The organism is Paenibacillus sp. GXUN7292, assembly GCF_050864975.1.
In the GTDB taxonomy this organism is placed as follows: domain Bacteria; phylum Bacillota; class Bacilli; order Paenibacillales; family Paenibacillaceae; genus Pristimantibacillus.
Genome location: NZ_JBOZWO010000006.1, coordinates 139,695 through 166,344, shown reverse-complemented (window position 1 = coordinate 166,344; position 26,650 = coordinate 139,695). Strand labels below are relative to the sequence as shown.

The window sequence follows — 26,650 nt, the reverse complement described above, 5'->3', positions numbered from 1 at the left end:
GGGTAAAGTAACGCTTCCCGTTAGCTTAATATGTATTGGGTCAATTCTCCTAAATTCTCAATAATTATGTCGGCATCAACACTACAAGAAGATACTGTATTATTTCGTTTCCACGCTGTCTTCATACCAACAGCTCGACTTGCTCTTATATCGTTTTCGGGATGATCCCCTACAAAAAGTGCCTCCGCTGCTTCCACTCCGAGTTTAGATAACGCTCTAATAAAAATTGCTGGGTCAGGCTTACGCAATCCTTCCCATTCGGATATAAGAACTTCATCAAACAAATGACTAATACTCAATGATTTAAAATTGTCGTACTGGAATTGTCCATAACCATTTGAGATAAGTGCTATCTTCATACCGCTGTTCCTTAGCTCTGTAAGCATATTCATCAAATTAGGAAAACCTACACAATGTCTTTTAAATCCATTCAAATAATCAGTTAGAAGTTCTGTCCATTCTACCTCTAAGATAGAGAACTCATCTATAAGCTGCCGATAAACTTTATCTTTCCAAACGTATCCGTGATTATCGAGCTCAATGAAACGTTGCACAAAAATATCTTTATCAACAACTTGAAGGTGCGAATATCGGTCATATTGGTCACGAATGAAAAAGGCAAGTGAGGTATCACGGTCTAATAACGTACCATCCAAATCAAAGAGCACCGCTTTAATACCCAAAAGGCTCTTCAAAAACAACGCCTCCTGTTTCCATTGTTATCCAAACTTTAACACATATTATCCCCTAAGAAAAGTTTACAGAAAAACGTTCTCGCGAGCATAAGAAAAGCACCATAACGAGTAAAAAACCAAATCAAATGATGAAATACCTTGTAGAATTTAAGATGCGTCCGTTCTTACGATAAACGAGTACTCTACTGTTTGATTATCCCAATAACATACTAATGTAAATCCTCGAATGGTTTTACCTGGAGAGTAATTCTGACTATTCAGAACTAAGATAAGAAGCCGCATTCGGTGTTAATAAAAATGTTCCTATTCTATCCTCGAAATGAAAGATCACTTCTTGAGTTGATAAGTGACTATACTTTCTAGTTCCGTTTTCATTCAAAATATCATCAAATAAAGTGTATGACACAGGTGGATCGTGCTGCAATTTCAGTTGGATTTCTTCGCCAAGTTGAATGTAAGGGATTTTACTTTGATTAGTCTTGATTTTCTTGAAATCACCGGACCTACCATGAAGATTGTCGCTAGTATCTACCAGTCTCGAAATATAAGGTATAGAAGTATCATCTGAACGAATTGTGATACTAGGTATTTCTACATAGACCTCTTGATTTATTTGCGGTGATGATACTGTTGAGTTATCACAAGCCAACAGGGTGAATAACAATATTAAATGAATACAAACTGTACAAAATATCTTCAATTTAACACTCCTCCTATTATCTTAGCCCTCTTCTTATTATTCTGTGTAGCTTGCATTTTGTAAACCAATCGGTTTATAATGTACCAAACAGTATAGAGAGTGAGGAGATTTTATTGGGTACACTTATTCCCCCATTTACTCGTGATTCCGCAATTAAAAAAGTCCGGATGGCAGAAGATAGCTGGAACAGTCGCGATCCCCACCGTGTTTCACTTGTGTATACAGAGGATAGCTATTGGAGAAACCGCACCGAATTTCCAATTGGTCGAAAGGAAATTGTCTCGTTACTTACAAGTAAATGGGCTAGAGAATTGGATTATCGGCTCATAAAAGAGCTTTGGTCATTTACCGATGACCGAATTGCAGTACGCTTTGCATATGAGTGGCATGATGACAGTGGAAATTGGTTTCGATCATATGGGAACGAGAATTGGGAGTTTGCCGACAATGGCTTGATGAAGCGCAGGTTTGCGTCGATCAATGATATGCCCATCAGTCAAGACGGACGTAAATTCCATTGGCCGCTCGGTAGGCGTCCCGATGACCATCCCGGTCTAACCGAATTAGGCCTATGACTCGTAGCGTATTTGAAAAGGCTGATGTCATTCCGATGGTTGCTGAGGTTTTTCGTGAGCTCGGTTACGAGGGTGCATCTATGAGCAAAATTACTGCTCGCACACGTCTTTCCAAAGGAAGTCTTTATTATTTTTTTCCTGGGGGGAAAGAAGAAATGGCCGCCGAGATTCTCGCACACATTGATAAATGGTTTATAAGCAACATATTTGAACCGCTCGAACGAGACGAACCCCATGCCGCTATTCAAAACATGTGGCGTGAGATCGATACGTATTTTCGGTCAGGGCAACGAATATGTCTTGTCGGTGCTTTTGCCCTTGACGAGACTCGGGACCGATTCGCTTCAATGATTCGACAGTATTTTAAAAGGTGGATCGATGCTTTAAGTGCTGCAATTGTTCGAGCAGGTGCGACCATGGAAGCCGCTATCAAAATTTCAGAGGAGACGATTGTCAGCATTCAAGGCGGATTGATTCTCAGTAGAGCACTCAATGACGAGACCGTTTTTGAACGTACCTTGGCAGGTCTTACTGAGCGAGTAGCGGGATTTTTAGAGGCGAATCCTCATGGTTTAAACTAGGCTGGGGTTTGACCTTCACCTATCCCAAAAAGCTGACACGGTTCTCCGCACTGTCTGTAAGGGCAAGTTTTAGGGCCAATCTTTTGCGGATGGCCCTTTCTTGAAAATCGCACTTGCAACTATGCTTGTCGCTCTAATGGGACATCACAGCCATTATAATTACTTTATTTTAATGATTACCTTTCCTTTGGCACTTCCGCCTTCAAGGTACTGGAATGCTTGCCCGGCATCTTTTAACGGATATACTTTATCAATAATAGGTTTAATATGACCAGCTTCAATAAATTCCTTTAAAATCTTTAATTGAGCTCCACTAGGTTTCATAAAAAGGAAATGATATCTCGTTTGGTTCTTCTTCTCAAGTGCGTTGATCTTACGGCTTACCATGGACAAAATTGCCGTTTTCATCCACCCCAATTTTGCTTCCTTCCCAAATTTTGCATTTGGCACGCCAGAGATGGATACGATTTGCCCGCTTGGCTTCAGTATACGGAATGATTTTTTCAAGGCTTCTCCACCTAAAGTATCATATACAGCGTCATATCCGGTAAGCTTCTCTTAAAAATTCTCATTTTTATAATTAATAATCAGATCGGCTCCCAATGATTTCACCAAATCATAACCTTTATCGCTTGCTGTTGTGGCAACAAAAGCTCCCATTAATTTGGCCAGTTGAATGGCAAACGTCCCAACGCCTCCTGAACCTGCATGAATCAGAATTTTTTGGCCCTTTTGAAGATGCAAAATATCGGTAAAGGCTTGGTAAGTTGTAAGTCCGACAAGTGGTATGGATGCAGCTTCTTCAAAATTTAGATTCCTCGGTTTTAACGAAATATCTTCTTCGTGTACTGCAATATATTCCGCCAATGTGCCGATACGGCTTTTGCGTGGTCTTCCATAAACTTCATCACCAGGTTTTAATGCGCTCACTCGATCACCTACCTTGACTACAATCCCAGAGAAATCATTCCCCAAAATTAAAGGAAATTTGTACTTTAGAAGGAATTTCATTTTCCCTTCCTTTATTTTGAAATCGATTGGATTTAGACTAGCTGCATAAACTTCTACGAGCACATCGTGTTCCCCGACGTCAGGTGTGGGCAGTTCTGACATAATCAATGGAGAGTTCTTGCCGTACTTCTTAATGATCATAGCCTTCATTATACTTCACCTTCCATATGATTATTGGTTTAAACGAATGAACTAATGGTGCGAAAAAATCTATTTATAACTGCTTCCAAATGTCTATTGTCAGTCGCTAAGAAATCTGTTGCACTCCGCGTCCACGGCGGTAATTAATGATTTAATTTGCTCAAGGGGATGTTGGAGAGTCAGTACATAGTAATTTTCAACGCCTTTTTTTTCAAAATTAACGAAGCCATTTTGTTTTAACACCTTCAAATGATGGGAGATGGCCGGTCTGGACAATTTGATATGTTCTGCTATCATATTGACATTAAGTCCTGACTTGTGCTGTCCCAGCAACATAATAATGGCTTGACGGTTTTCGTCCGTCAGCACTTCCAGTAGAGGGATACACTCTTTAAATTGTTTCTGAATATGTTCAACTTGATTCATACACTTCACTCTTTCCGTTCATTGGTTTAATCACTTAAACAAATATAAACTATTTCATTTATAAGATCAAGTTCCAGGTTTCTTAAAGGTTGTTCAGTTAAGTGTTAGGTGAAGTTGCCACTTCTTCGAATTGCCTCTATCCACAATTTAAGGTAATAAGGCTCATTTGAACTGGCTAGTTGTTTCTCCCACGAAAGATATATTTCAATTAGTTGAAAAAATATAAGCATTTGTAATTTGTATGATGGATTTCTTTTTCTAACTTTATTTTCACTATATTGATGTAGGTGATAAAATGGATTAATCCATACCTTCACATATTCCTTTCCATACATACGTAAATTACTAACGTTTTGTATTTTCACGACTCTCGAAGAAGTCGAGTGTGTCCAGTTGAAACTACTTCCCTTCCAAATCCATCCGTTTCGGACCATGGGAATTGCCTGATCAATGAATATAGTGTATTCGAAGTGATTGACACCTAAGATATGCCTTCAAATATCTTATCAATTATTTCCCTATCATAATCAAGGATCCAATCATTATAGTCTTTATATAAATAAAATATGGCACTTCTCCACCTATCAATAATTTTTCGAACATTTCGCATAACGTTATGTATTCACGACGATGTCCATTCCCCTTAGTTAGCCCTTACCTTAGGGGAATGAATGTGTCGGCAGAGTATACTTCTTAAACTCACTTCTGCGGACCGAGAGCCAGCCGATAATCAATTATTATTTGTTTCTATCTACTCTGATTTCAAAATCAGGTTTTGTTATGTATTCCATATAAGTTATATGGCCTTTAGAGTCTAAATATTTCTGATATCTTGTACGAATTGCAAGCTGAGAGATATAATCTAATACTCGTTCTTTTACTACCCATTCCACTTCTGAAGTTTCTTCAGAAGTGGTCAGTTCTCCTCCAATCGGTTTACAAGTAAAATCCAACATGAGTTTAGTTGGTATGTCAGTTACTCCATCATGCCATTTATATTGAGCTGTATTTGAATAAGCTCCTACAATATTAGATACGGTGACATCTATTCCGCTTTCTTCTTTTATCTCTCTTACCAAGGCATCTATTAAATTTTCACCTACTTCCACTTGTCCACCGGGGAAGACCCAACCCCCATGCTGTGTTTTGACCAGCAAGATTTTCCCTTGTTCGTTTTCAACGAACCCACCAACTGCTAAAATATGTGTCGGCATTGTCATTAATAATACCTCCAAAGATTTTTTTGGTTTGTACTGTGGAATGTCGCCTAACGATCATAAATTCACAACGTCCCACCACCTTAAGCGACCAACGGGAGCGGCCGCGTTGCAGTTAAGTGGTGCGGAAGAGTGTCCGGCTGAATAATCTTCCCTGCTGCTGAAATGCCTCTTCGAATCACTTCGTACTCCGGCTGGACCGAGGAGCGATTGCATCAAAGCGTGAATATAATATTATCCGATGCCTCCGACTTCTTCGGGTTCCTTACTCAATTCGAACTTATCTACACTTTAATCAAGTGAATTAAAACTACAACTTTAAAACAAAATTATTAAATTAAAGTCTTTAGGACAAAGTTTTTATTACTTTTTGCTTTTCTTTGATGCCATCCAAAACACCATTATTACGACTGGTATGAATATAAACCACGGAATATTAATTGTACTCTTGGTGATAAAGGCAATAATTAATAATCCCATGGCTCCAAGAATTAGCCAAAGACATCCCCTTCCAAATGTCTCCATAACTTTTCCCTCCCTAAGCTAGGAATACTTATTAATTTATGTGATTAATGATTTTACATTCCTGAAGATTAAGTAAACTTTTAAGTACTTTACTACGTAGCATCGACGCTCAATACATTCGCTCGGAAGTTTCGGATAACGTTTCCGTGTTCACGACGTCCCACCACCTTAAGGTCACGTAGTGACCTTAAGGTGGTGCGGATGTGTCCCGGCAAATGCTTCTTCGACTTGCCTTCCGGGACCGAGGGGGCTTGTCTCCCGATGCGTGAACACATTGTTATCTGATGTCGAGGACTTCGTTGAATACTCTATTTCAATCATCACTTAATATATAAATCTCAACTGCTTCTATCATATATTCTGAATGTTTGTAAGGGTTTATCCATAATTCAAGTCTTTTTGATTCTCTAATATTCTCTGCAGGAACTACTTTCCTTATATTATTATGATATTCATAAATCATTGTTCTCTTAGTAATTTCAACATGTTTGTACTTATCGTTATCCTCTGAGAATTGACTATTGTATTTATTAAATATCTCCTCGATTGGATTGAAGTTCTCCATCTGCAATGTATATTCTACTTTCATTTCCTTATTTATAGGTTCTTTTCTTTGATCAACGAGACTAATGAAGTCACCGGTGTACCAGTATGAAATTTCATTTTCTTGATTAGATGCTTGATTTGCGCATGCAGAACTAAACAAAATTAAAACAAATAGAATCGTTACATGCTTCATATTATTTCCCTCTATTCCCTCGATTACAGATAACGTTTATATATTCACGACGTCCATTCCCCTTAGATAGCTCTTATCTTGGGGAATGGATGTGTCCGCAGCTTATACTTCTAGAATTCACTTCTGCGGACCGAGATCCGAAAGGATCAATGCATGAATATGGTGTTATAGGATGTCACCGCCTTCTTCGAAGTACGAGCAAATATTTCATTTAATCTTTGCATAAATATAAGTATCCCTCAACGTACTTCCATCAACAGATGTATCTTCATTTCTTAATGTTCCTTCAAGCGTAAATCCTAATCTTTCAGGAATAGATCTACTCTTAGCATTCAATGTATCACAACGAATTTCTACTCTTCTTGCCTTTAACTCATTAAATGCAAAATCAGAAATTCCTTTTACAGCCTCAGTCATGTACCCATTTCCACTATGTCGAGTATCAATCCAGTATCCAATCTCAAATTTTGGTATATCCCAATTAGGATTGTGCAAACCAGATGATCCGATAAATTGATTAGTCACTTTGTTAAATATAAGAAATCTAAGATCTTCTCTCTTTAAAAATTTCAAATGTGCTTCTCTAAGATTGGTTTCAATTATTTCTTCTGTTTGCTCTTTCTGAGCAAACGGCAGCCATTCCTTCAATTCATTAATTGAAGCCATTATAGATTCGTAAACAACCTTGCCATCTCCAGGATGAGGACTTCTTATGAGTAATCTATCAGTAAAAAAATTGCTTGGAAAATCAAATAATATTGCATTCAAAAAAACAGCTCCTTAATAATTTGATTTATGATTTTTGGTTTTGCGTTGATTTCCTATAACATCTTATTCACGAACTTCATAAACAAATCCATATGTAGGATATTCGCGAAACTTTTGCGCTATACTGCCAATAGCTTAACGAGGCTGCCGATCATCTGAGGCAGCCTCGTGGTTCAATCTCTGAGTGTTCATCTAATTTAATTTCCCACTATTAGTAGAGAAATTTAATGTTTTGTTTTTATATTCTGTTTATTCTGCCTGTTAGTTTAGCGAATTTCCAACAACTTAAAGCAAGCGATGGATCGATCGGTTCCATCGCTTTGCTCTTATCTCTGTTAGTACATAGTTTGGCCGATCTAAAATCGCCTATTTCTCTTTTCATCTAAATATATATCCAGGGCTGCAATCGCTCTGATCAATAGTTTTATAATTAAATAAAGTGTAGTTAATCCAAGTAAGATGAATAGTCCGTAAACAATGAAAATGATAACGGGCCAAAACACTAAAAAATCAGACATGTTTCACCTCCAACTGGATGACATATTATACATGATTTCCTTCATAAGGATGATTGCTCAATTATATCCATAATAAAGTTGTAACGGAACAAAAACAAGGGATTAATTAAATGTATTTTTTGTACTTAGATTCGAACTAACCTATCCGATACCTATCAGCATAACGAAAGAAGGCATCCATTCAACTTAAATAGATACCTTACTGACGTTATAATTTATAGCTGCATATGTGTGCTTTATGAGTTAAGCTTTAATGTGTGATAATTATTCTTTATATAGTTAACGCCAGAATAGATGGTTAAGATCAATGCAGCATTCATAAGTATTTGGTCGACTGGAAATTCAATTACGAAGCTAATTGGGCCGTTATTTAACAAAACAGCTGTAATCGCAATAACTTGAAATACCATTTTAACCTTTCCATATTGATCTGCTTGTAAAGCAATTTTCTGTGATGACGCCACTATTCTAATTCCAGTTATAATAATTTCTCTTCCAATTATGGCGACTGCCGCTTTACATTTGAACTATTGTGCATATATATACATACAAACCCAAAACAAGCCTCCAAAGAGTAAAGATGTGAAAACAATAAGCGTGGTAGTGTTCTTGCTTTCTCTATTTACTATTGCTCGAAAAGAACTAAGAAATGCCAACATGAAAAAAAATGCTATTAGTGCAAATAGTATATCCATTAAACTCACCCTTTCACATGATCACTGTGTTACTGTACATTAACTAAACGAGGTCACACGGAAATTTTCGTTGTATCCTTATGCCTTTGCATTCAACTCTTTTACCCGTTAGAACCTACCCATTTGCTCAAGTATACTTGGGTAATATTCGTCTATTACTAGCATTGGTTCCTTTATAGACTGTAAGATGATTTCTAAGTCTGCTGACTTATTATCCGTTTGTGCACGAATTGTTTTATAAATTGTAATTACTGCTAACATCTTCTCATTTTCTTCTCTACTTATAGCATAAGAATTATGTTCAAGAAACTTATTAGTCATACCATATATAAAGCTATCAACACGAAATAAGCTGTATTGCAGTAGGCTCCAATCAGATGCTTCGTCTCCTGTATGCAGGGTTGATATAACAGATAAATAGAAAAAAATGCTTTTATTTTCTCCGTTAACAATCCTCCAATTGTCGTACAACTCTCTTTTCACTTCGCTAATTCCTTCTTTTTCAATAGGCAATTGAACGAATTTCTCAAGCCTATTTGCCAAATTATCGCCTATAACAGATATAGACGATAAGTATTGATAATTTCTATCTAGACTCTGACTAATATAATGTCTATACTCTATGTGAATATAAATACTGTAAATAATGAAAACCCCAACAAATAAAATAAGAAATCTGATTATATTCTTTTTCAAATTCGCTTTATTCATATAATTCCCTCAAACAAATATTTTTTTTCGAAAGCTTATGTAATTTTATTTTACCTATGACAGTATATTCACGTTTCATCACTTTAAGAAGGTTCCTGCTTAAAGTCTAATATTGTGTAATCATCTCCGTACATGACACCTTCCTCGATTACTTTTTCATTATGTAAAATAAAGTAAGCGTTTCGTTGTTGCCCCTCTCTAAGCGGGTAAGTTATATATTTATCGCCCCCGCCCATGACTTTGATTGTAGACGGCAAGCCTAATTCGTCCATAATATCGGCGTAAGTCTTGCCGTAAGCAGGACCTCGGACAAACTTTGTTGCAAATAGTCCGGCGAGATTATCATTTGTTTTGGCAGTCGGATTATCAAAATAATAGATGGCTGTATATCCGGAATCATTATCTTTCAGATCAATGGATGGAAATTTACGAGAAAGCACGCTATGCTCCGTATATATCAATACGGTGGAGCCATCAGGCTGCTGCCATATTTCATCTGGTTCACCGTAACGGTCAGAAACATTCTCAAAAGAATAACCCAAAAACATTCTGAAAGGGTATCCGAAAAATAGTTCGGGTAATTGGATGTTTGTCGCCAGAGAATTGTACAAATCCGAAAAACCTGAATCCAAAGGTTTAAAATCTCCAAAACGCAAGGACAAATCATCAATTGTATATGAATCAGTCTTGTAAAGGGTTTGATTAGCATAATGTAAAAAGTTTACTTTTTCTAAGCCTTCTACAGAGGCAAACAAAAGTAAGGCATTGTTTTCCCAAACCGTTTCAGGAAAAGGGTCTGATGCGTTCATGCCGCCGTCAAACTCGTATGCAAAGTTGATTTCTTTCTTCTGACCATCTTCTAAAGAAAATGATTTGTATTCAGCTTCATCCTGCAGCGGTAATGATTTAATAATTTGGTTTATATGTTCATTGTCCTGTGAAAATGTTGTTCTATTATCAATAATATTTGTGAGAAGACTTTTTGTGTATCCTAACTTTGTCAAAAGCTTATTTTCGCTACTATCCTTGTTGCAGGCGATGAATCCCCCTAAAATGCTGACGGCCAGCATAACTTTAAGCAGGGCAATCGCGCTGTTTCTCTTTTTCTTTGCAGAAATGATATTTGCAAATTTGTTTTTCATAGTTTTCCCCCCATATAATTCTGATGCGGCGAATAATTCAGCCTGGGTATAAAACAATTAGACCCACATCTATAGTTGTGGATCTAGTTTATCTGGTTCTTTAGAGTGATGAGGAAATTCATAAACTTACTCGTTTACTGTAATCACATCAAACTTTTCCTTCATTCAGTAATCGCGCGCTGCGTCAAACCAGCGTTGAGCCATCTCTTCCGGTATAGGCTGGCCGATCAGATGATCAGACTGGCCTAGCTGCCATACCGCCTCGCCTAGATCTTCACGTTCAGTAGTCTCGATGCCTTTGATCGTATTGAAGCGCACAGTAAAGGCAGTAATGGCTGCTTCTGCATCGGCAAGGCTGCGAGCCTGTGCCAAGGCTGTCTGTGCAGTATCATAGGCTTCGTTAGCCAGCTTGGCTAGACGTTTGGGCCAGGATGAAAACGGGCGGCCGAACTCATTCGTCCACCACTCAGGCTTGCGCAGTTGGCTCACTGAAGTATAATTGGTCCACGGGCGGGTGTTGGCCCGTGCTTTTATTTGCTGCCGCAAGCGCTTGCCAGTGATTTCCTCCACGTTGAAGGCGATGAATCGGTCAAGCAGCGGCCATGCAGCCAAGGAAGGTAAGTCACCCAGATCAGGCATGAAGCGCAGCTCCAGATTTGTTAGCTGGGTCTGGTTAGCCAACAGGTCCAAGTCACAGAAGTTGCCCCACAAACTCAGTGATGTCAGGTTTGGGAAACGACTTAGGCACTCCAGCGAGATAGGCTGTGCCTGCGGTTCGTTCTGAAGTGTCAAATTTGAAACTTGATGCAGCTCACCTAAGTCAGGCAGCAGAAAGGGAACACCGTTATTGCGTCGGCTGGTGCTTGGGGCAAGTGTGAGAGAATACGGCATATCGCCAGCGGCCGAGAAGCGTGACAGATCACCTGACACACTCAGGCGAGAATAATTAGGGAGCTGCCGCTTCGGAAGCTTTAGGTGGAACCGTTTGTCGGACTGGTCCAGCTTGATATGCAAGTTATACAATTTGGACTGGCTGGCGTCCGCTACGGTATCCTCAGACAGGACCGGAACCCACGTCATTTCTTCAATGGGGCGATTCCGAGCCCAGTCGAGGAAGCTGGTGTCACCGCCTGTGTAGTACAGAAATCGTGGCCAGGGTGAGCCGGCCGGCGTGGCAAAGGCCTCAAATACAGTCCAATCGATATTTATATGAGGTTCAACGTGCAGGTCTGCCTTCTTGCCCAATTGTAACGGTCCAATGGAAAGGCTCCCTACGCCGGGCTTAATGACAAGCGTATGGCTGTGAAGGCCTGTCAGGTCGATGGAATATCGGCCACTTTCACTAATCGAACCAACAGGTGGATGAGATTGGTTACTATTTGGCATTTCTTTCATCCTTTCTTATTAAAACAGGGAGTAAAATGGATACCTATGGCTGTTCTTTTTATATTCATGTACCAATTACCAATTGTTGATACTTGATGTAAAAGAGGATTTCGTCCTATTTTTTACATTTCGCCCGTTAGTTTGCCCCTCTTAAATCAAGATCATCGACAGGATATATGGATGAAATAACTGCTAAAATCAAATTTGAAAAAGTGTAAAATTGAATTCTATTGTTCGGTCAATATAATCGGTCCATCCGCAGTAATAGCGATTGTATGCTCGTACTGTGCGGAAAGCGAGCCATCAGCGGTTCTGGCGGTCCATCCGTCGGCATCAATAGTCATTAACGCTTTTCCAGCATTTAGCATCGGCTCGATCGTAAAAACCATCCCTTCCTTCAAACGGAATCCTTTTCCGGGTTTACCAACATGGGGATAATTAGGTTCCTCGTGCATCTTCCTTCCTACTCCATGACCAAGCAGATCTCGCACTACCGAGAATCCGTTTCGCTCAGCATGGGTTTGGACCGCATGCATCACATCGCCGATCCGGTTTCCAACGACAGCTTTTTCGATACCAAGATACAAGCATTCCTTCGTTACCCGCATCAGATTACGTGCTTCTTCCGATACCTCGCCGACTTCATAACACCATGCTGAATCACCGATCCAGCCATCCGCTTCCGCGACGATGTCGATTTTGACGATGTCGCCTTCCTTGAGCGGCTTTCGGCTTGGGAAACCGTGTGCAATGACGTCGTTGACAGACGCACATGTTGCATATGGATACCCGTTGTAGCCTATCGTATAAGCCTTTGCGCCATTTTCCTTCAGGAACCGCACCGCGAATGTCTCGATATCGAGCGTTGTAACACCCGGTCGGATCATACCAGCGATTGATTGATGAAAAGCAGCGACAATCTGGCCGGCTTTTTTCATTTCTTCAATTTCTGATTTCGTTTTCAGAATGACCATTCTATTTATCTCTCCTTTGATTGTATGCCTGTAAAAATCATATTGACGATCCCTTCCACATCCATTTCAATTCGCATATTGTGGTGAATGTTCAATGCTGTGTAGCCGACAAGCGAGCCAAATATCAAATTTGCTGTTTTCTCTGGCGATTTGGAATCGATTTCTTCACGAATCATTTCCACAAATGGCAAATAGATCCGTTTCTGAAAATCGCCAAACAACTTGTTGAACCGATTTCCCGGGAAGTGAAGAAAATTATCCGCAATCGTTTTAATCAAAATAAATACGGAAGGATCCTGGATGCACTTGGACAGGAGCAGCCTGGAGAACGACTCGGCTTTTAGCAAACTGCCACTGTCCCCTGTCAAAGCGGGCAGTACTGCCGATTCCATTTGATTCAGAGCATCCCAAAGCATATCTTCCAAAAGCATATGCTTATTTTTATAGTAATGATACACGGTTCCGTAGCCGAGCTCTGCCTTAGCCGCAACATCGCGTATTTCCAATTGAATCCCCTTCTCCAAATATACTTCCGCAGCTGCTTGCATAATTTGGTTCATTCGCATTTCTCGGATCGCGTCGTTTTGTTCTTTAGTACGTGGTGACATAGCTCCTCCTTTTTAGACCTGCTGTAATGTCAATCAAAAATAATATATACCATTTGGTAGTATGGATCAAGTGTTTCGATTCAATTGTTCGTTGACAAAATAACAAAGCTAATGGCATCCCAGCCATTAGCCCCTTCCTTTTATTTCCCCAGTTTTTTCAGAATGTCGCGGTTGAATGCCTCACGCCAGTTTTCCGTGTATGTGTTGGCGCTGCGTAAAAGCTCATCGCAGAACGCGGCCACATCCTCGCCAGTAATCTCCAAAACATGCTTGCCGTCCGCCGCGCCAGTCTCAAACAGATCGATCAAGCCGTAGTGGATTTGCATCATGTCATATCCGGATCCCGCCGCGAACTTCCACATATGCCCTTGAATTTTCTTGAATACGTATTGATAGTCTTTCGGCAGGGCTTCCACTCTCGCCATCTGTTGGTTATATTCACGCTTGCTCTCCAGCATTTTTTTGATATTCAAATAATTATCGAAGAACTCAGACATTGGATTCATCCTCTCTTAAATGATTCATTTTCGATGCAACGAATTCCCACTTTTTCCAGAACCGCCGCAATTCTTCGTGCCCCGCGTCGTTAAGCGTGAAAAAGTTTCGTGCTGGCCCCTTATCGGATGGCTTTTTGGCGACATGTACCAGCTTGTTTTTTTCAAGCCTTAGCAGTATGGTATATACCGTTCCTTCTACCACATCGGTAAAGCCGAGGGCGTTCAGCTGCCGCGTAATATCATAGCCGTAGGTTTCTTTGCGGCTTATTATTTCAAGTACGCAACCTTCAAGCACGCCTTTGAGCATTTCTGTCAGGTTTTCCAGAACAATCGCTCCTTATCTATTTTGTATGACTGATATGCAGTATTACTTACTACCACTATATAGTAACACTGAATAGGTGATTTATCAAACACGAATTTTACATTTTCATCTAATCTGCCCGCAAGCGTAAAGTCATCGGTGGTTATGGTTGCCAGACTTCCCAAATGTTACCGTCAGGATCTGCGAAAGTTATGTTAGGTCCGCTTGTCATCCTTTCTCCTAAAATATTCACTCCGTTTTTCTTAAAACGTTCAAATAGCTCCTCGATTCGCGGAGAAATGAAACATGCTATTGCGTGGGGTTTTCCGTTGTCTAATGACCATGAAAATCGCAGGCGACCGCCTTCTTCATCCGATTTGTGAAGGAACAAAGCGGGTACGACTTGCCTTAAACCAGGTGAAGGCAGATTTCCATTCCGATCGGGAAAATTCAAAACAGCCGTCTCCATCCCGTGTTTAACACGGTCGTTGTTTGCAGGTTGATATCCCAAATTTTTTTGATACCACTTAATAGACTTATAAACATCATTTACTGGTACATAAATACAAGTTAATCCCGTAAGGTCTTCTAGTCTTTCTTCTGCTTTGATTTCCTCATTTGCCTGCATATCCTTTTCCTCCCTCACAATAACTTAGTTATTCCTAATTTTACCACAAATACAGACAGATAATTTATCATTTTTATAGTGCTAATGGAACCGCTGAAAGCCGCTCCGTTTAAACTACCATAATAATTATCTGACGCTTGCAAGAAAGGATTGCTGCTACAATTGTCGAATAATAAAGGTAGCAATCGCTCCGATATAACCCCTAACACTAACGTACTGAAGGAGGAGCATATTCCTTGCAAAAACTCTCTGAAATACTTGATGCTGAACGAAACCGCTTATTTATAGGTAGAAAATCGGAGCTTGACCTGGTACAAGATTGGCTGAAGCGTGTGCAGGCCCCCACTGAAGTACTGTTCCTTTCCGGTATAGGGGGAGTGGGGAAATCTGCGTTAATGCTTCAATTTATTAGTCTAGCGCATCAGGAAGCCGTACATACAATTTGGCTCGATGGCCGAACTTGTACGGATTCCCCTGCTGGCTTTATACAAGCTCTGTATCATTCTTATTTATCTCATCCGCAAGACAATCATACATTCGGCAACCCCTTCAAGGAGCTTGTAACTGCTATAGCGGCAAGGAAGACAGTATTGTGCATCGATAATTACGAAGCCATACAGCGAATCGACGGCTGGCTTCGCGAAGTATTCCTGTCTAGCTTTCCTGCAGCGAACCTGCTCGTGGTGGTTGCAGGTAGACAGGACTTATCGGTTGAATGGATAAACGATCTGGCGTGGAGCAGCCGCTGCAGAAGTGTTCGTCTTGAACCCTTTTCTCATATAGAAGCACTGCAATACTTGAGACAAAGAGGCTGGAATAATACGAATGAAATGAATCAGCTGGTTAGCCAGTCTCGTGGACTGCCTTTGGCGATGGTTCTCTTTGTCGAGCGCTTGTGGAGTCCAGAAAGACAAACAGGTTCGTCCGCCTGGCCGGTACCGATGCAGATCAGTGCAGGCATGTTGCGTGAATCCGCTTCAGATGAGTTTAAAGATCTTATCGATATATTGTGCATTGTCCCCCATGCGACACCTGAGTGGCTGGGAAAATTTCTTGGCGCTCCGTTGACTTCGGCGGGGCTTCAGCGGATCTGTCAACTTTCCTTTATCAGGCCAGCAGCGGCTGGTGGAATTGCTCTGCATGATGTTGCGCGAACCTTTCTGGTTCAGGACTTTCGGCTTCGCGAGCCTGATCGTTATAAGGCGTTGTGGCACCGTATTATAAAAAAGCTCGCGATAGAACTAAAGCAAGCAACCAATCATGAGCAGAGACGAATCGCTTCCGTTATGCTATCGACCTGTCAGGATATGTATCATATCCATTCCATTTCGGTATTGATGAGCCATAATCAGAATTCGATGTATATGGAATCTTTTCAGCCCTTTGATCTGCCCCATTTGCATCAAATGATGAAGGAAGAGTCGCAATACTCCTTTTCAGTCGAAATCGATCATGCTATTATGGATCTCTTATCTTCACATTTTCCGAATGGTATTCGCGTGTACCGCAATTCAGAAGGGAAACCGCTGGCTTTTACTGCTGGGCTGCTGTTGTATAAACAGACCGTAGCGTTATTGGAACGACTTTTTCCCGGTTTGCTGGATACTATTTTTCCTAAGGAGATCAAACGGCTGCGACAAATGTCCATTGAGGAAGCTGACACTTATTATCATTTGCGTGCAAGCGCGTCGCCGAGCGACCCCATCCATACCTATCACGAATTGGTCGGTATCGTCACGAAAGAGCTGATTTTTCATAAATCCATTGGAATGCGCTATATCATAGTAACAGCATACGAGGAGACAAACGAGTTTTTGCAGAATGCCGGATTTCGGACTCGGGCGTTGCAGGATCAAATCAGAAACAACCTCTTTCAGGGCGCTAAGGTAGCTATTCATGAACAGGATTGGCGCGGCACAAGCTTTGTTGATCAAATTCTTGATCTGATTCATTTTGCTCCTGACTATGAAAGTAAAATTGAAAATTTCGAGCTGACGGAAAAAGAGGTTAAAACGGCGATTTCTTTAATCAACGATCCTGAGTCGTTGTCTCAGACAGAGTTAGCAGGAAAGCTATCTTGTACAGGGTTAAAATTACAACAAAAATTGCAAAGGATATTTTTACACCCGCTTCCTTTTCCGCTTAATGAGAACAATCTTGCCTTGCTTAAACAATATGCCGAGGCACCGCAGCTTACTGTGGATGCGGCTGCTGCTCAGTTGCATATGAGCCGAGCCACTTACTACCGTATCCGAAAGGAAACGCTGCTTAATTTGAGGGATGTACTTACCAGAAATGCAAATTGACGCTGATAACTTTCACACTTCGACATATAGGTACATAAAAAAGGTGAGGAACATCATCTTCATGTCCTCACCTCTTATTTAAAAAGGTACTTATAATATGCCGGGAATTCTCGTATTATTGAGTAAATATCTCTAAACTCAAAGATTTCCGCATGAGCGGAATAAACCTCTTCAATATCCATTTTTCTAAACGCTAATTTTGTCCTAGATATATGGAAATATTGCGTAATAATCATAACGGAGTCAAATTTTAATTCATCCATAATCTTGCTGGTATTTTGGGCGGTCATATAGGAATTGTACCCATTATTATCCTCTATAATTTTATTTTCAGGTATCCCTTTATCTATTAAATAAGATCTCATAACCTTTGCTTCATCGAAGCCTTCCTTGCCAATACCACCACTTACAATGATAAAAGTATAATAACCCCCATCATAAAGTTCAACGGACTTATCTAATCTTGCTTTTAACCGCTCAGAAGGCTGTCCATTATCTTCTACTTTATTACCTAACACTACAGCTATGTCGACAGGTTTCAATTCATCATTCAACCCATCTATTACAATGAAAGCCGTGTGAATGATAAACCAGATAAACAGACTTGCGACTACTATTAATAATCGTTTAATAAAAATTAAGTTCAATCTCTCACCTGCCTCATTTATGGCTTATTGCGTAAATTTCAATGATAGAATAATGTTAAATTAACCCCATTGTTTTCAATTCTCGATAAACTTCCTCTGTATTACAGTCTTAAACCTTCCGGATCTGGTAATTTTTCTAACACATTCATAATCTTATATACCGCCCTTTTTTCATACACCCTTTTAACTCATCTTATAGCTGGACATCAGTATGTTTAGAAACTTATGAATTACCACTGTTATTTCTCCCAAAGCTCGATCAGTCGGCCTTCTGAATCTTCAATCCATATAAACTTCTATGTACTTGGAAATTTAACATCACCAGTTGATCTGTTGGAAAATAACTGTCATTTTCGGTTTGTATTTAACTCCTGTCTATCATCAAATTCTTTAACCACAGCCGGCTGTCCCCTTAGCTTATGCTCTACGTTGAAAATGTACTAAGTAAAGACGGCCAAACGGAAATATTTTCACTGCAGGATGGACATAATGTATCCCCCGCTAAATAATGCAGTTGTTCAGCCAATGTTCGATCACCGATCGATGCAGCCCGCTCCGCTAATGCTTGTACTTCTTCATCAGCAAATGATGCTGCCGGGTTAATCTTTTGAGGTTCCTGATCCGAATTGAAGACGGGATCGTCTTCGTAGGCTTGAAGAATTCCTTCCTGGTCTTCCTTAGGCCATATGTAAACATCTTCCTCGCAAGCGGGACACACGGCCACATACTCATCGCCATTACTAAACGTCATCAGCATGTTGGCCGGGATATATGAGCCCCGATAAGCAGCATCGGCAATAAGCATATAACGCTTTTCTATCTCGTCAATGGATTGTTGGGCTGCATATGCAAATACTTCTTTTGTAAGCGCCCTGAGCTTACCAATTGCATCCACATATTCACGATACAAATCTGTACAAAGTGCGCTGCCTGCATCATCAGCTAGTGTAGCCCAAGAAGCGGGGAATGGTGCTTCATCCCGCTCATCGCGACTAGCCTCAATGATGCCGCAATTGATATATAGCTCTTTGCGCACTTCCTCATCAGTAGTAGAGCATGCTAACTGCGCCAAAAACGGCATAGCTGCGAAAGTAGCCGTATATATCGTATTTTGATGAAATAAATATTCCTGAAAGAGCTCGTCAAATACCTCCTGACTATATTCCTTCGCTAGTTGCTGCAGTAACACAGGTACATTGTCTGCAGGACCATATGGTCCTGTCAGCTTTCCCCATACGTCGTTATTCCAATTTAGCAAGTTTTCACTCCATTCCTATTGTTAACTTTTTTCAGTATAGCCCTTTTTTCAGTATAGCATGGAAAAGCAAGGCTGTAATATCCTGAATGCAGCAGCCTTTTGTTTCTCATTATGATCAGAATAATAAAAAATGGCCTTGGATGACAAGACCATTTTTTTAATGAGTTACTGTTTGTTTGAAATAACACTATCAAGAAACCTATCAGCGTCACTATTAAATTTCCAGGAAACCCCGAACTTATCAACCAGCATTCCAAAGCACGAAGACCAAGGAGTATTAGATAACGGCATCATAATCTTGCCACCAACAGATAAATGATTAAAGTATTTTTCCAGTGATTGTTTATCATCAATAACTAGACTAATAAGTACGTTATTTCCTTTTACCAGTTCACCTGTAACCACCTTCATGGAAGGTAAAATATCCGACATCATCATTTTCCCGCCTGGAAAATCTATTGAAGACTCCATAATCATATTTAATTCATTTTCTGGCAATGGATAATTTAGATCCTGCGGAAAATCACTGAATTTCACTTTTTTACTTTGTTCGCATTGAGCGCCTCCGAATAAAATTCAATTGCTTGTTCATTAGAACGAGATGAAGCCAGTTATCAGCCGCAGCTAGTCGCTATTAAAGCGCTGATTTCGCCAAGTGTAAAAGATCAAATCATTGAAAGAAATTATAGAGCCTAAATCATATGTTGATGAATTTCGAAATTATTTACTTAAAATGGTGGGGAAATACTATTAGAAGGCTGTTCTAAAAGACAAAACAACCCAATTTGTGTTTAGGTTGTTTTGTTTTCGTTATATTGTAGAAAGAACATTCTTTAACTCATTACGAGCTACCTCATCTAGACTTTGTAGCGGTAATGGAAGATTCGGTTTATCGGTTAAACCTTGCATTTCTGCTATTGTAGCAACTACACGAAGACTGCCATACTTTTGAAACATTTTCCAAAGGGGTTCAAGGCGTGCGGATTGACTAACGGCAGATTCGGATAACCCATTAAGAGCAGCGCGTGCAATTCCTATACATATGTCAGGAAACAAACCACCAAGTACGGAGTACCATGCATCGCATCCAGCATTTAAGCCTGCTGCAGCATATGGATCTCCGCTAACCCCTATAGTTACATCATTGGGAATATGCTCACGCAACTGTTTCACTCTCTCTTTGGCCATTTCTAATTCCTTGGGTACTCCGGGAATCTTAATTGAACGGACTTGTTGTAACTGTGCGATTTTCCCATGCAATTCATCACTGAATCGAAAGTGAGTTGTACTTGGATTATCATAAACGCACAGCGGTACAGAAAGTGATTGCGTCACCGTTTCATATAGCGTATAGACCTCGACATCTGTTAATTGCTGATAGGAAACCGGCGCAAGAAGAACACCGCTCGCCCCTGCTCTTTGAGCATCTTCTGCCAATCGGAGTACATCACGAGTTCGCAAAGCACTAATTCCAATCATGACAGGGATTCCCTTTGCATGTTCAACTGCAAGTTGAGTAACACGTAAACGTTCTTCTTGACTGAGATAAACATAACAACCGGTCGAGCCTAATACTCCGATCGAATCTACTTTTGCTGAGGTCAAACGTTTTAACAACCTTATAAAAGCTGCTGTATCTACTCCGGTCTCGTTCATAGGCGTTAAAGGAAATGCAGATAGCCCTTTAAACATTAGAACCACACCTCCTTCCAGTTACTTAATGCTTATTATAGTAGATCCCCACTCCAAAAGTTATATAATTGTTTTGATCATTATTAAATCTATTTGTTTTTTCCCCCATACAAAAAGTATGGGCATCGGTTTGAACAAACCCTAACTTTTTATAAAAGGCAATAACGCAGTTTGCATAGCTTTATTAAATAGAAATTTACCAAGCCCATGTTTTTGAAATTTGTTCTTTATATAAATTCTCTCGATTTCAAGGTATTTACAACCCCTTGCTTCAGACTGAGCAGCATTGATGTTTACCTTTCGCGACCAGGATTGCTTCTGAATCGCCATTTCCTTCTTTTTTCAAATCATGTTTGCTTTGGTTTTCCTATAAGTTTTGCAATATCTGCTGTATACTTAGTTAGTCTCATCGACATTTCTGTACGCAACGTTTCCCGGACAATCCCAAACTTTTCTTCATATCCGCGGCAAATATAGCGGTAATACAGAATACCATCATTGGTTTCTTCTTCAGATACCCTGATGTTACGGTTTTTAAGCTCTCGTTTTAAAGCGTAATAATCATCTGAAATCCTGAACATGATAACTTCTAGGCATCGAATGACAACTCCCTTCAATGTTATTTTAGCAAATCCTATATCCTCTATTGATTTCTGGGTCATCGTTATTAAGTGAGGAAACAGAATAATATCTCTTATCATCTCTAATTCCTCTGGAGTTGGTCTGCCCGCAGGATTAACATCATTCCGCTGATCATATTGCTCCTGATGCTCGGTCAAAAGCATTTTTCCGCCCCAACGATTGTTCCCATCCAGTTTGCTCATTTATAGTGGCCTCCAATCTGCCCGGCCCTTTCCCTTGCGACGCCAGCCTCAAGTAAGGACGATGCCCGCATGATCGCCACATCGCCAAAACGGTCTTTTATAGCGTCCGTAGCTCTCTCTAGATCGAATATTTTTGCGCGATTTTCAAATAAGTCCTGCTGCTGCACCTTATCGCTCGAGAGTTGTGTCAGGGCTATTGCAATGTGGCTCACTGGGAGCCCCTGCCAGTATTTATTAAATAAATGTAATACAGCAGCAGATAATTCATGTGTAAGTGATGTTGGGTTGAGAAGCGTCATTTGCCTGTTAAAAACGTTCGCTCGCCTCCTATCTGTTTCGCCTATCCCCAATGAGACGACGCGCCCCACTACCCCCATTCTACGAGCTCGCCGACATACCTCTACACAAAGCTCTAGCAGCACGACCTCGATATCAGCTTTATTGGTATAAAGAGATGCTCTAAGTGTTTTACCGTGACTCACTGACTTGAGCGCTCCCCTGATAGATGGCACGACTGGACTTGGATCTATACCGCGAGCGGTCTGCCAATAATATTCTGCTTGAATATCACTCTGCTTTCCCATTATCCGACGCATTAACTGCTTAAATGCAGTAAGCTCCATTCGGGCAATGTCACCAATAGTATTAATACCGCGCATGGCGAATCGCTGAGTCATCCTGCTTGCAACCATAAACATTTTGTTTACGGGTAAAGGCCACAAATCGCATTCGATGTTTCGCTGATCCAATCGAAAAATGCCTTCAGGCATTTTTTTGGCGAAATTGTCTGTCGCGGTTTTAGCAAGGATTTTTGTCGGTCCGATCCCCACCCTTGACCAAACGCCGGTTGATAACCTAATTCTATGCTGAATCTGACGTGCTATCTCTTCAGCCGAACCATATAAGCCAACTGATCCAGTTACATCAAGAAATTGCTCATCGATAGAATACGGTTCAACCAGATCGGTAAACGATTCGAATATTTTTGTAATAAACAAAGAAATGGTGACATATCTCTGCATTCGAGGCTTGATAACAATTAGCTCTGGGCATAATGCCAAAGCTTCCCCTACCCTGCTTGCCGTTGTCACTCCCCGATCCTTAGCAAGCGGACACGCAGCCAATATTATGCCACTGCGGCGCGTCGGATCACCAACCGCAACCGGTTTGTCACGATATTCTGGATGCGCTGCTTTTTCGATACTTGCGTAAAACGATTGTCCATCGACCAAAAGAATTGAGCGCTCAGGAGACATTACTAATCACCGGCTTTACGGATAATATTCCATCTAAACTAATTCGAATTGTCCGTTGACTGACTTGTTGCCGCCTATTCCGATAAATTATTTTGATACAACGCCCAATATATTTATCAATTGACATTCTCCATCCAACCCTTCGAACGTTTGTTCTTACTATCATAATACGAACAATTGTTCCCTTCAAGAAGAATTTTATTCCTTCTGTCAGTTAAAATTGAAGATGGTTTTCATGTGGAAGCTGGAATGAACATTAATGAATTTCAATAGTCGGAATTTGGTCAGAAACTGCAAGCTCAATCTGTTCAGATAACTTTTATTGATTAAAAAACAGCCCTCAAGTTAAATTGAGGGCTGTTTCAGCATTGTTCAAATCCAACTGAAGCTGTTCGTTCAGCTCCAACTGCTGCTTTAGTGTTTCTCCAATCTCCGGAGTTACTGCCTCTGTTACAGCAACTGCATAGTTGCGGACGCCGTTCTTTGCGTACCCATAATAGATAGTCTCTCGTCTTTATGATTCCACTCTTGGTTTATCCGCTTGACAATTTGGTGATGAAACGAGTCCGAGCTGTGCTAATTTCGTTAAGTAATAACATTCCTCCCTCATCATATGATCTGGCATTAATGGGGTGATTCTATCTAACACCTCGGCTGTAAATTCCATTTCCTCTAATTCATTTAAGAAAGCAACGAATAATTTCATTTCTATATCTACTTCCTTATGAAGTCTTTGGAATGCTGGAAAATCTTTCAGATTTGTTCTCATATAGCCTGCCATTTCAATGCTCTTCATATATAGCTGCTCAAAATGCTTTTTGAACTTTGTGCTGCGTTTGATTAAAGAGCTCTCTACGCTGTCGAGATCACTTGCTATTGCTGCTGCGTGGCCCACAGCATCAGGCAGCCAAAGAAAATCGTGATGTATTGCATCAAAAGTAGGTACAGGTTTTCCTGCAACTAACTCGTTTAAAATACGTAAATATTCCTCAAGCTCATTAACCATATGATTAATAAAGGTAGGTGTTAATCCTATTTTAACTTTTCCGAGTATTGCTCTGCTTAATAAATCAAGTTTAAACGCTCTAAAATTCATTGTCAGATTATAAGCTTGTGCAGAGAGTGGTTCTGTCTCTAATTCAGAAGTAATACTTCTAGCGCTTTCAAGCAATTGGTCGTATGCCTCAATGTATGAGCTTGCGATTTGAATGTCTTGTTGCTCCACTGGTGACAGGGTATTAAGAATAAACCTTGCATGATCCCCTAAAATTTGAAGCCAAAATCGATGCTCATATAATGCAGATTGAATGATACCACCCACCTCTTTTCGTGCAAATATTTCTTTTAGGTTAGGTTTTAGAATATTTTTTGTTGCTGACGATCCGATTTAATCATTTCAACCGCTTCTCTAAAACGTTGTGAATGAACGACCTCGCGTTCACGTAAAAATTTCAAGCTATCCTGCAGGTCAACATCATCTGTCATATCGATTAGCCACTGATAAGTCGCCCTCGCCTTCTCCTCTGCTGCTATATCCTCGTACAAATCTGCTATTGGATCGCCCTTTGCTTGAATGTAAGTTGCTGTCCAAGGTACGCCTGAAGCGTTTTGATAAAATAAAGCATGATCATGAGCTGCATAATGATCGCCCAGTCCAGCTGCTTTCAGTTGATCCGGGGTTGCATCCTTCGTTAGTTTGTAAATCATAGTTGCTATCATTTCCAAGTGGGCGAATTCTTCCGTTCCTATATGTTATCTGTAAAAAGAACCCTTAAGGGTTCTTTTTTTATCATATTCATTTACTTATAACTTAAACCTCACTCCAGCAATCGGCTTAATATCAACGATCTCTTTTCTAGGCAACTGAAACATTTCAGAGCCGTTAATGATCTTTACATAGCCGTAAACTTGAGACTCTTCAAGTACCCCCTCATGAGTAGCGCCTGTATCAAGTTCTACGACAACAACCAAACCTATATAGTCATCGATAATCAAGAAATCATCTCCTTTTCAGGAATGATTCGACAGTATCCGTTAATCTCCTTCCAATGTTGCTCCTTGAATATCATTGATCTTAAACCACTCACCATCAACCAAAAACTGTCCAGCAAGCTGATCAATGCGATCCACTATTCCAACTATTTGCAAATCTTCGTACTGGTGGTACATTCGAATAACTGCAAAATTTCGTGTCTTTAGTGATAATGCCATCACTCTAGATATTTCTTCCCATTCCTGCTCATCAAGTTCAATTCGTTGTCGTCGCTTTAAAGCTTCATTATTACTAATAATCGTCGCCTTATGCTCCGGCAGCATCATCCGGCTGCTTTCCCAAAGACCATTACACTGAAGCTTCTTACTCATTTATAATGCCCTCCTATCATTGTCGATCGCCGTCGCGTCTGACCAGCGTCGGTTATCGATACTGCTCTCATAATACTCGAGTCCCCATATCTTTGTTTTATAGCATCTGTTGCCCTTTCCAGAGCCATGTTTTTTTCTCTATCGTCAAATAAAGACACCTGGTACTCATCATCATGCGAAAACTGTGAAATACTCACACCGATCTTACGCACGGGTAAACCATCCCAATGCCTAAGTAATAACTCTACTGCAGCATGATACACTTGATTGGTCACATTAGTTGGATTATCCATTTTCATCTGCCGACTAAAGCCACTAGGACGATCAAAATCAGCTCCCATACATGCGACTGAAACAACATGCCCCATATAACCTTTACTCCTGCTGCGTCTGCAAACCAACTCCGTAATCTCTAGTAGTACTACTTTTATTTCATCAAGATTTGCGTAATCCTTGGGTAATGTCATTTGGTTACCAATCGATTTTGGCGGTGCTTCATGAGTCTCCGGGTTTACAGGACTGTCATCGATGCCATTGGCTATACGCCAGTATAGCTCCGCATTAATATCGGAATCTCGCCCGAATTTGCGGCGCATCATTTGCTTAAGTTTTTCTAAAGGTGTGTTTGCTACCTTGCCTATCGTATCTAGGCCCATGTAAGTCAGATGCCTTGTCATCCTTGAACCAACCATAAACATCTTATTGACTGGTAATGTCCAAAGCGTGTCTGGCAAATCTTTTTGCAAAAGCACATAAATTCCTGATTCATTCTTTTTTGCATAATTGTCACAAGCAGTTTTCGCTAGAATTTTATTATTTGATATGCCATATCTTGTGTAAATGCCTGTCTCCTGAAGTATCTGGTGTTGAATAAGTTTAGCCAAGTGTTCCGGCGACCCGAATAAATGAAGCGAGCCAGTTACATCGAGAAATTGTTCATCTATTGAGTAAGGTTCCACAAGATCAGTAAATGACTTGTATATATTTGTAATCATCATGGAAACATCAATGTAGAGCTGCATACGTGGCTTTATGATAATCAAGTCTGGGCATTTAGCGATTGATTCACCTAGCCTCTCTGCAGTTGTAACTCCAAATTTTTTTGCGATTGGACAAGCAGCTAGTATAATTCCCGATCGACGCTCCGGATCCCCTGCAACAACAAGAGGTTTATCCCGGTATTCAGGCCGCTCGGCCTTCTCAACCGACGCATAAAAAGACTGACAATCTGCAAGCATAATGACTCTATCCCGCATTTTTCACCAGCTCCACATCCACAATATTTTTCAAATCAAATATGCGGAAACCTTTAGCTGTAAAACAATATGCCTTAAGCAGATCGCCTTTGACAGACATAATTCTCACATCTCTGATGCTGACTTGACGTTTTCGATCAATATAAATTAACTGCACTACTTTCCCGATGTATCTTTCCATACAACCACCTCGAACGAGAACATTT

The 26,650-nt window shown here is 40.3% G+C and carries 29 protein-coding genes and 6 pseudogenes; 4 read left to right on the top strand and 31 right to left on the bottom strand.

Annotation, left to right across the window (positions count from 1 at the left end; translation table 11 throughout):
* Nucleotides 1-20: 20 nt before the first annotated feature.
* Complete coding sequence (locus ACRRU2_RS08225; protein WP_432500719.1) at nucleotides 21-695, bottom strand: HAD family hydrolase; 675 nt, start codon at nucleotides 693-695, stop codon at nucleotides 21-23.
* A gap of 253 nt (nucleotides 696-948) precedes the next feature.
* On the bottom strand, nucleotides 949-1,395 hold the full coding sequence (locus ACRRU2_RS08220) for a hypothetical protein (protein ID WP_432500717.1): 447 nt from the start codon (nucleotides 1,393-1,395) through the stop codon (nucleotides 949-951).
* 113 nt (nucleotides 1,396-1,508) lie between these two features.
* On the opposite strand from ACRRU2_RS08220, the gene ACRRU2_RS08215 reads away from it, so the two are divergent.
* Both ACRRU2_RS08215 and ACRRU2_RS08210 read left to right on the top strand, forming a co-directional pair.
* A complete protein-coding gene (locus ACRRU2_RS08215) occupies nucleotides 1,509-1,970 on the top strand; it encodes a DUF1348 family protein (protein ID WP_432500716.1) in 462 nt (153 codons plus the stop codon).
* On the top strand, nucleotides 1,967-2,551 hold the full coding sequence (locus ACRRU2_RS08210; RefSeq protein WP_331702254.1) for a TetR/AcrR family transcriptional regulator: 585 nt from the start codon (nucleotides 1,967-1,969) through the stop codon (nucleotides 2,549-2,551). Before ACRRU2_RS08215 ends, ACRRU2_RS08210 begins: the two co-directional genes overlap by 4 nt.
* 159 nt (nucleotides 2,552-2,710) lie before the next feature.
* On the opposite strand, the pseudogene ACRRU2_RS08205 reads toward ACRRU2_RS08210, so the two are convergent.
* The 14 genes and pseudogenes from ACRRU2_RS08205 to ACRRU2_RS08140 form a co-directional block, all read right to left on the bottom strand.
* A pseudogene (locus ACRRU2_RS08205) lies at nucleotides 2,711-3,712 on the bottom strand (NADP-dependent oxidoreductase).
* A gap of 90 nt (nucleotides 3,713-3,802) precedes the next feature.
* Complete coding sequence (locus ACRRU2_RS08200; RefSeq protein WP_432500715.1) at nucleotides 3,803-4,129, bottom strand: ArsR/SmtB family transcription factor; 327 nt, start codon at nucleotides 4,127-4,129, stop codon at nucleotides 3,803-3,805.
* A gap of 737 nt (nucleotides 4,130-4,866) precedes the next feature.
* Nucleotides 4,867-5,349, bottom strand: a complete 483-nt coding sequence (locus ACRRU2_RS08195) for an NUDIX hydrolase (protein ID WP_432500714.1) — start codon at nucleotides 5,347-5,349, stop codon at nucleotides 4,867-4,869.
* A gap of 835 nt (nucleotides 5,350-6,184) precedes the next feature.
* Nucleotides 6,185-6,610 carry a hypothetical protein gene (locus tag ACRRU2_RS08190; RefSeq protein WP_432500713.1) on the bottom strand — a complete coding sequence of 142 codons (426 nt, stop codon included), beginning with the start codon at nucleotides 6,608-6,610 and terminating at the stop codon, nucleotides 6,185-6,187.
* A gap of 207 nt (nucleotides 6,611-6,817) precedes the next feature.
* A complete protein-coding gene (locus tag ACRRU2_RS08185) occupies nucleotides 6,818-7,378 on the bottom strand; it encodes a GNAT family N-acetyltransferase (RefSeq protein WP_432500712.1) in 561 nt (186 codons plus the stop codon).
* Nucleotides 7,379-8,132: 754 nt separating this feature from the next.
* Nucleotides 8,133-8,396 carry a CDP-alcohol phosphatidyltransferase family protein gene (locus ACRRU2_RS08180; protein WP_432500767.1) on the bottom strand — a complete coding sequence of 88 codons (264 nt, stop codon included), beginning with the start codon at nucleotides 8,394-8,396 and terminating at the stop codon, nucleotides 8,133-8,135.
* Between the two features lie 303 nt (nucleotides 8,397-8,699).
* Nucleotides 8,700-9,302: a hypothetical protein gene (locus ACRRU2_RS08175; protein ID WP_432500711.1), complete on the bottom strand. Its 603-nt coding sequence runs from the start codon at nucleotides 9,300-9,302 to the stop codon at nucleotides 8,700-8,702.
* 83 nt (nucleotides 9,303-9,385) lie between these two features.
* Nucleotides 9,386-10,444, bottom strand: a complete 1,059-nt coding sequence (locus ACRRU2_RS08170) for a hypothetical protein (protein ID WP_432500710.1) — start codon at nucleotides 10,442-10,444, stop codon at nucleotides 9,386-9,388.
* Nucleotides 10,445-10,609: 165 nt separating this feature from the next.
* Nucleotides 10,610-11,830: a hypothetical protein gene (locus ACRRU2_RS08165; protein ID WP_432500709.1), complete on the bottom strand. Its 1,221-nt coding sequence runs from the start codon at nucleotides 11,828-11,830 to the stop codon at nucleotides 10,610-10,612.
* A 227-nt stretch (nucleotides 11,831-12,057) separates the two neighbouring features.
* Complete coding sequence (gene map, locus ACRRU2_RS08160) at nucleotides 12,058-12,804, bottom strand: type I methionyl aminopeptidase (protein ID WP_432500707.1); 747 nt, start codon at nucleotides 12,802-12,804, stop codon at nucleotides 12,058-12,060.
* 5 nt (nucleotides 12,805-12,809) lie between these two features.
* Nucleotides 12,810-13,412: a TetR/AcrR family transcriptional regulator gene (locus ACRRU2_RS08155; protein WP_331699341.1), complete on the bottom strand. Its 603-nt coding sequence runs from the start codon at nucleotides 13,410-13,412 to the stop codon at nucleotides 12,810-12,812.
* Nucleotides 13,413-13,552: 140 nt separating this feature from the next.
* Entirely contained in the window at nucleotides 13,553-13,909 is a 357-nt protein-coding gene (locus ACRRU2_RS08150; RefSeq protein ID WP_432500706.1) for a DUF1048 domain-containing protein, read from the bottom strand.
* Nucleotides 13,902-14,234 (bottom strand): PadR family transcriptional regulator, encoded by a 333-nt coding sequence (locus ACRRU2_RS08145; protein WP_432500766.1) that lies wholly within the window; start codon nucleotides 14,232-14,234, stop codon nucleotides 13,902-13,904. Before ACRRU2_RS08145 ends, ACRRU2_RS08150 begins: the two co-directional genes overlap by 8 nt.
* Nucleotides 14,235-14,376: 142 nt before the next feature.
* Nucleotides 14,377-14,841: a VOC family protein gene (locus ACRRU2_RS08140; protein ID WP_432500705.1), complete on the bottom strand. Its 465-nt coding sequence runs from the start codon at nucleotides 14,839-14,841 to the stop codon at nucleotides 14,377-14,379.
* A 236-nt stretch (nucleotides 14,842-15,077) separates the two neighbouring features.
* On the opposite strand from ACRRU2_RS08140, the gene ACRRU2_RS08135 reads away from it, so the two are divergent.
* Nucleotides 15,078-17,147, top strand: coding sequence for a hypothetical protein (locus ACRRU2_RS08135; protein WP_432500704.1), 2,070 nt, complete (start codon nucleotides 15,078-15,080; stop codon nucleotides 17,145-17,147).
* 74 nt (nucleotides 17,148-17,221) lie between these two features.
* Here the strand turns inward: ACRRU2_RS08135 and ACRRU2_RS08130 are convergent, their stop codons facing one another.
* From ACRRU2_RS08130 to ACRRU2_RS08115, 4 genes and pseudogenes are all read right to left on the bottom strand, one after another.
* A complete protein-coding gene (locus ACRRU2_RS08130; RefSeq protein WP_432500703.1) occupies nucleotides 17,222-17,794 on the bottom strand; it encodes a YdcF family protein in 573 nt (190 codons plus the stop codon).
* A gap of 239 nt (nucleotides 17,795-18,033) precedes the next feature.
* A pseudogene (locus ACRRU2_RS08125) lies at nucleotides 18,034-18,149 on the bottom strand (VOC family protein); the annotation flags it as partial.
* A 69-nt stretch (nucleotides 18,150-18,218) separates the two neighbouring features.
* A complete protein-coding gene (locus ACRRU2_RS08120) occupies nucleotides 18,219-19,052 on the bottom strand; it encodes a hypothetical protein (RefSeq protein WP_432500702.1) in 834 nt (277 codons plus the stop codon).
* Between the two features lie 165 nt (nucleotides 19,053-19,217).
* Nucleotides 19,218-19,663 (bottom strand): annotated as a pseudogene (locus ACRRU2_RS08115) (VOC family protein).
* On the opposite strand from ACRRU2_RS08115, the pseudogene ACRRU2_RS08110 reads away from it, so the two are divergent.
* Nucleotides 19,647-19,806, top strand: a pseudogene (locus ACRRU2_RS08110) (transcriptional regulator); the annotation flags it as partial. The pseudogenes ACRRU2_RS08115 and ACRRU2_RS08110 overlap by 17 nt on opposite strands.
* Nucleotides 19,807-19,862: 56 nt before the next feature.
* Here the strand turns inward: ACRRU2_RS08110 and ACRRU2_RS08105 are convergent.
* The 11 genes and pseudogenes from ACRRU2_RS08105 to ACRRU2_RS08055 form a co-directional block, all read right to left on the bottom strand.
* Nucleotides 19,863-20,744: a dihydrodipicolinate synthase family protein gene (locus ACRRU2_RS08105; RefSeq protein ID WP_432500701.1), complete on the bottom strand. Its 882-nt coding sequence runs from the start codon at nucleotides 20,742-20,744 to the stop codon at nucleotides 19,863-19,865.
* 60 nt (nucleotides 20,745-20,804) lie between these two features.
* Nucleotides 20,805-21,044: pseudogene (locus tag ACRRU2_RS08100) on the bottom strand (GNAT family N-acetyltransferase); the annotation flags it as partial.
* A 47-nt stretch (nucleotides 21,045-21,091) separates the two neighbouring features.
* Entirely contained in the window at nucleotides 21,092-21,568 is a 477-nt protein-coding gene (locus tag ACRRU2_RS08095; RefSeq protein ID WP_432500699.1) for a hypothetical protein, read from the bottom strand.
* A complete protein-coding gene (locus tag ACRRU2_RS08090) occupies nucleotides 21,565-22,824 on the bottom strand; it encodes a DNA polymerase IV (RefSeq protein ID WP_331699351.1) in 1,260 nt (419 codons plus the stop codon). Before ACRRU2_RS08090 ends, ACRRU2_RS08095 begins: the two co-directional genes overlap by 4 nt.
* Nucleotides 22,825-23,164: 340 nt before the next feature.
* Entirely contained in the window at nucleotides 23,165-23,326 is a 162-nt protein-coding gene (locus tag ACRRU2_RS08085; RefSeq protein WP_432500765.1) for a spore coat protein, read from the bottom strand.
* A 12-nt stretch (nucleotides 23,327-23,338) separates the two neighbouring features.
* Nucleotides 23,339-24,136, bottom strand: coding sequence for a DUF2935 domain-containing protein (locus ACRRU2_RS08080; protein WP_432500764.1), 798 nt, complete (start codon nucleotides 24,134-24,136; stop codon nucleotides 23,339-23,341).
* 44 nt (nucleotides 24,137-24,180) lie between these two features.
* Nucleotides 24,181-24,573 (bottom strand): annotated as a pseudogene (locus ACRRU2_RS08075) (manganese catalase family protein); the annotation flags it as partial.
* 54 nt (nucleotides 24,574-24,627) lie between these two features.
* A complete protein-coding gene (locus ACRRU2_RS08070) occupies nucleotides 24,628-24,819 on the bottom strand; it encodes a hypothetical protein (protein ID WP_432500698.1) in 192 nt (63 codons plus the stop codon).
* Nucleotides 24,820-24,858: 39 nt separating this feature from the next.
* The gene (locus ACRRU2_RS08065; protein ID WP_432500697.1) at nucleotides 24,859-25,188 is read right to left on the bottom strand and encodes a YolD-like family protein; all 330 of its coding nucleotides are present in this window, start codon (nucleotides 25,186-25,188) and stop codon (nucleotides 24,859-24,861) included.
* Nucleotides 25,185-26,444: a DNA polymerase IV gene (locus tag ACRRU2_RS08060; RefSeq protein ID WP_432500696.1), complete on the bottom strand. Its 1,260-nt coding sequence runs from the start codon at nucleotides 26,442-26,444 to the stop codon at nucleotides 25,185-25,187. Before ACRRU2_RS08060 ends, ACRRU2_RS08065 begins: the two co-directional genes overlap by 4 nt.
* A complete protein-coding gene (locus ACRRU2_RS08055) occupies nucleotides 26,434-26,625 on the bottom strand; it encodes a WYL domain-containing protein (protein WP_432500695.1) in 192 nt (63 codons plus the stop codon). Before ACRRU2_RS08055 ends, ACRRU2_RS08060 begins: the two co-directional genes overlap by 11 nt.
* Nucleotides 26,626-26,650 lie beyond the last annotated feature (25 nt).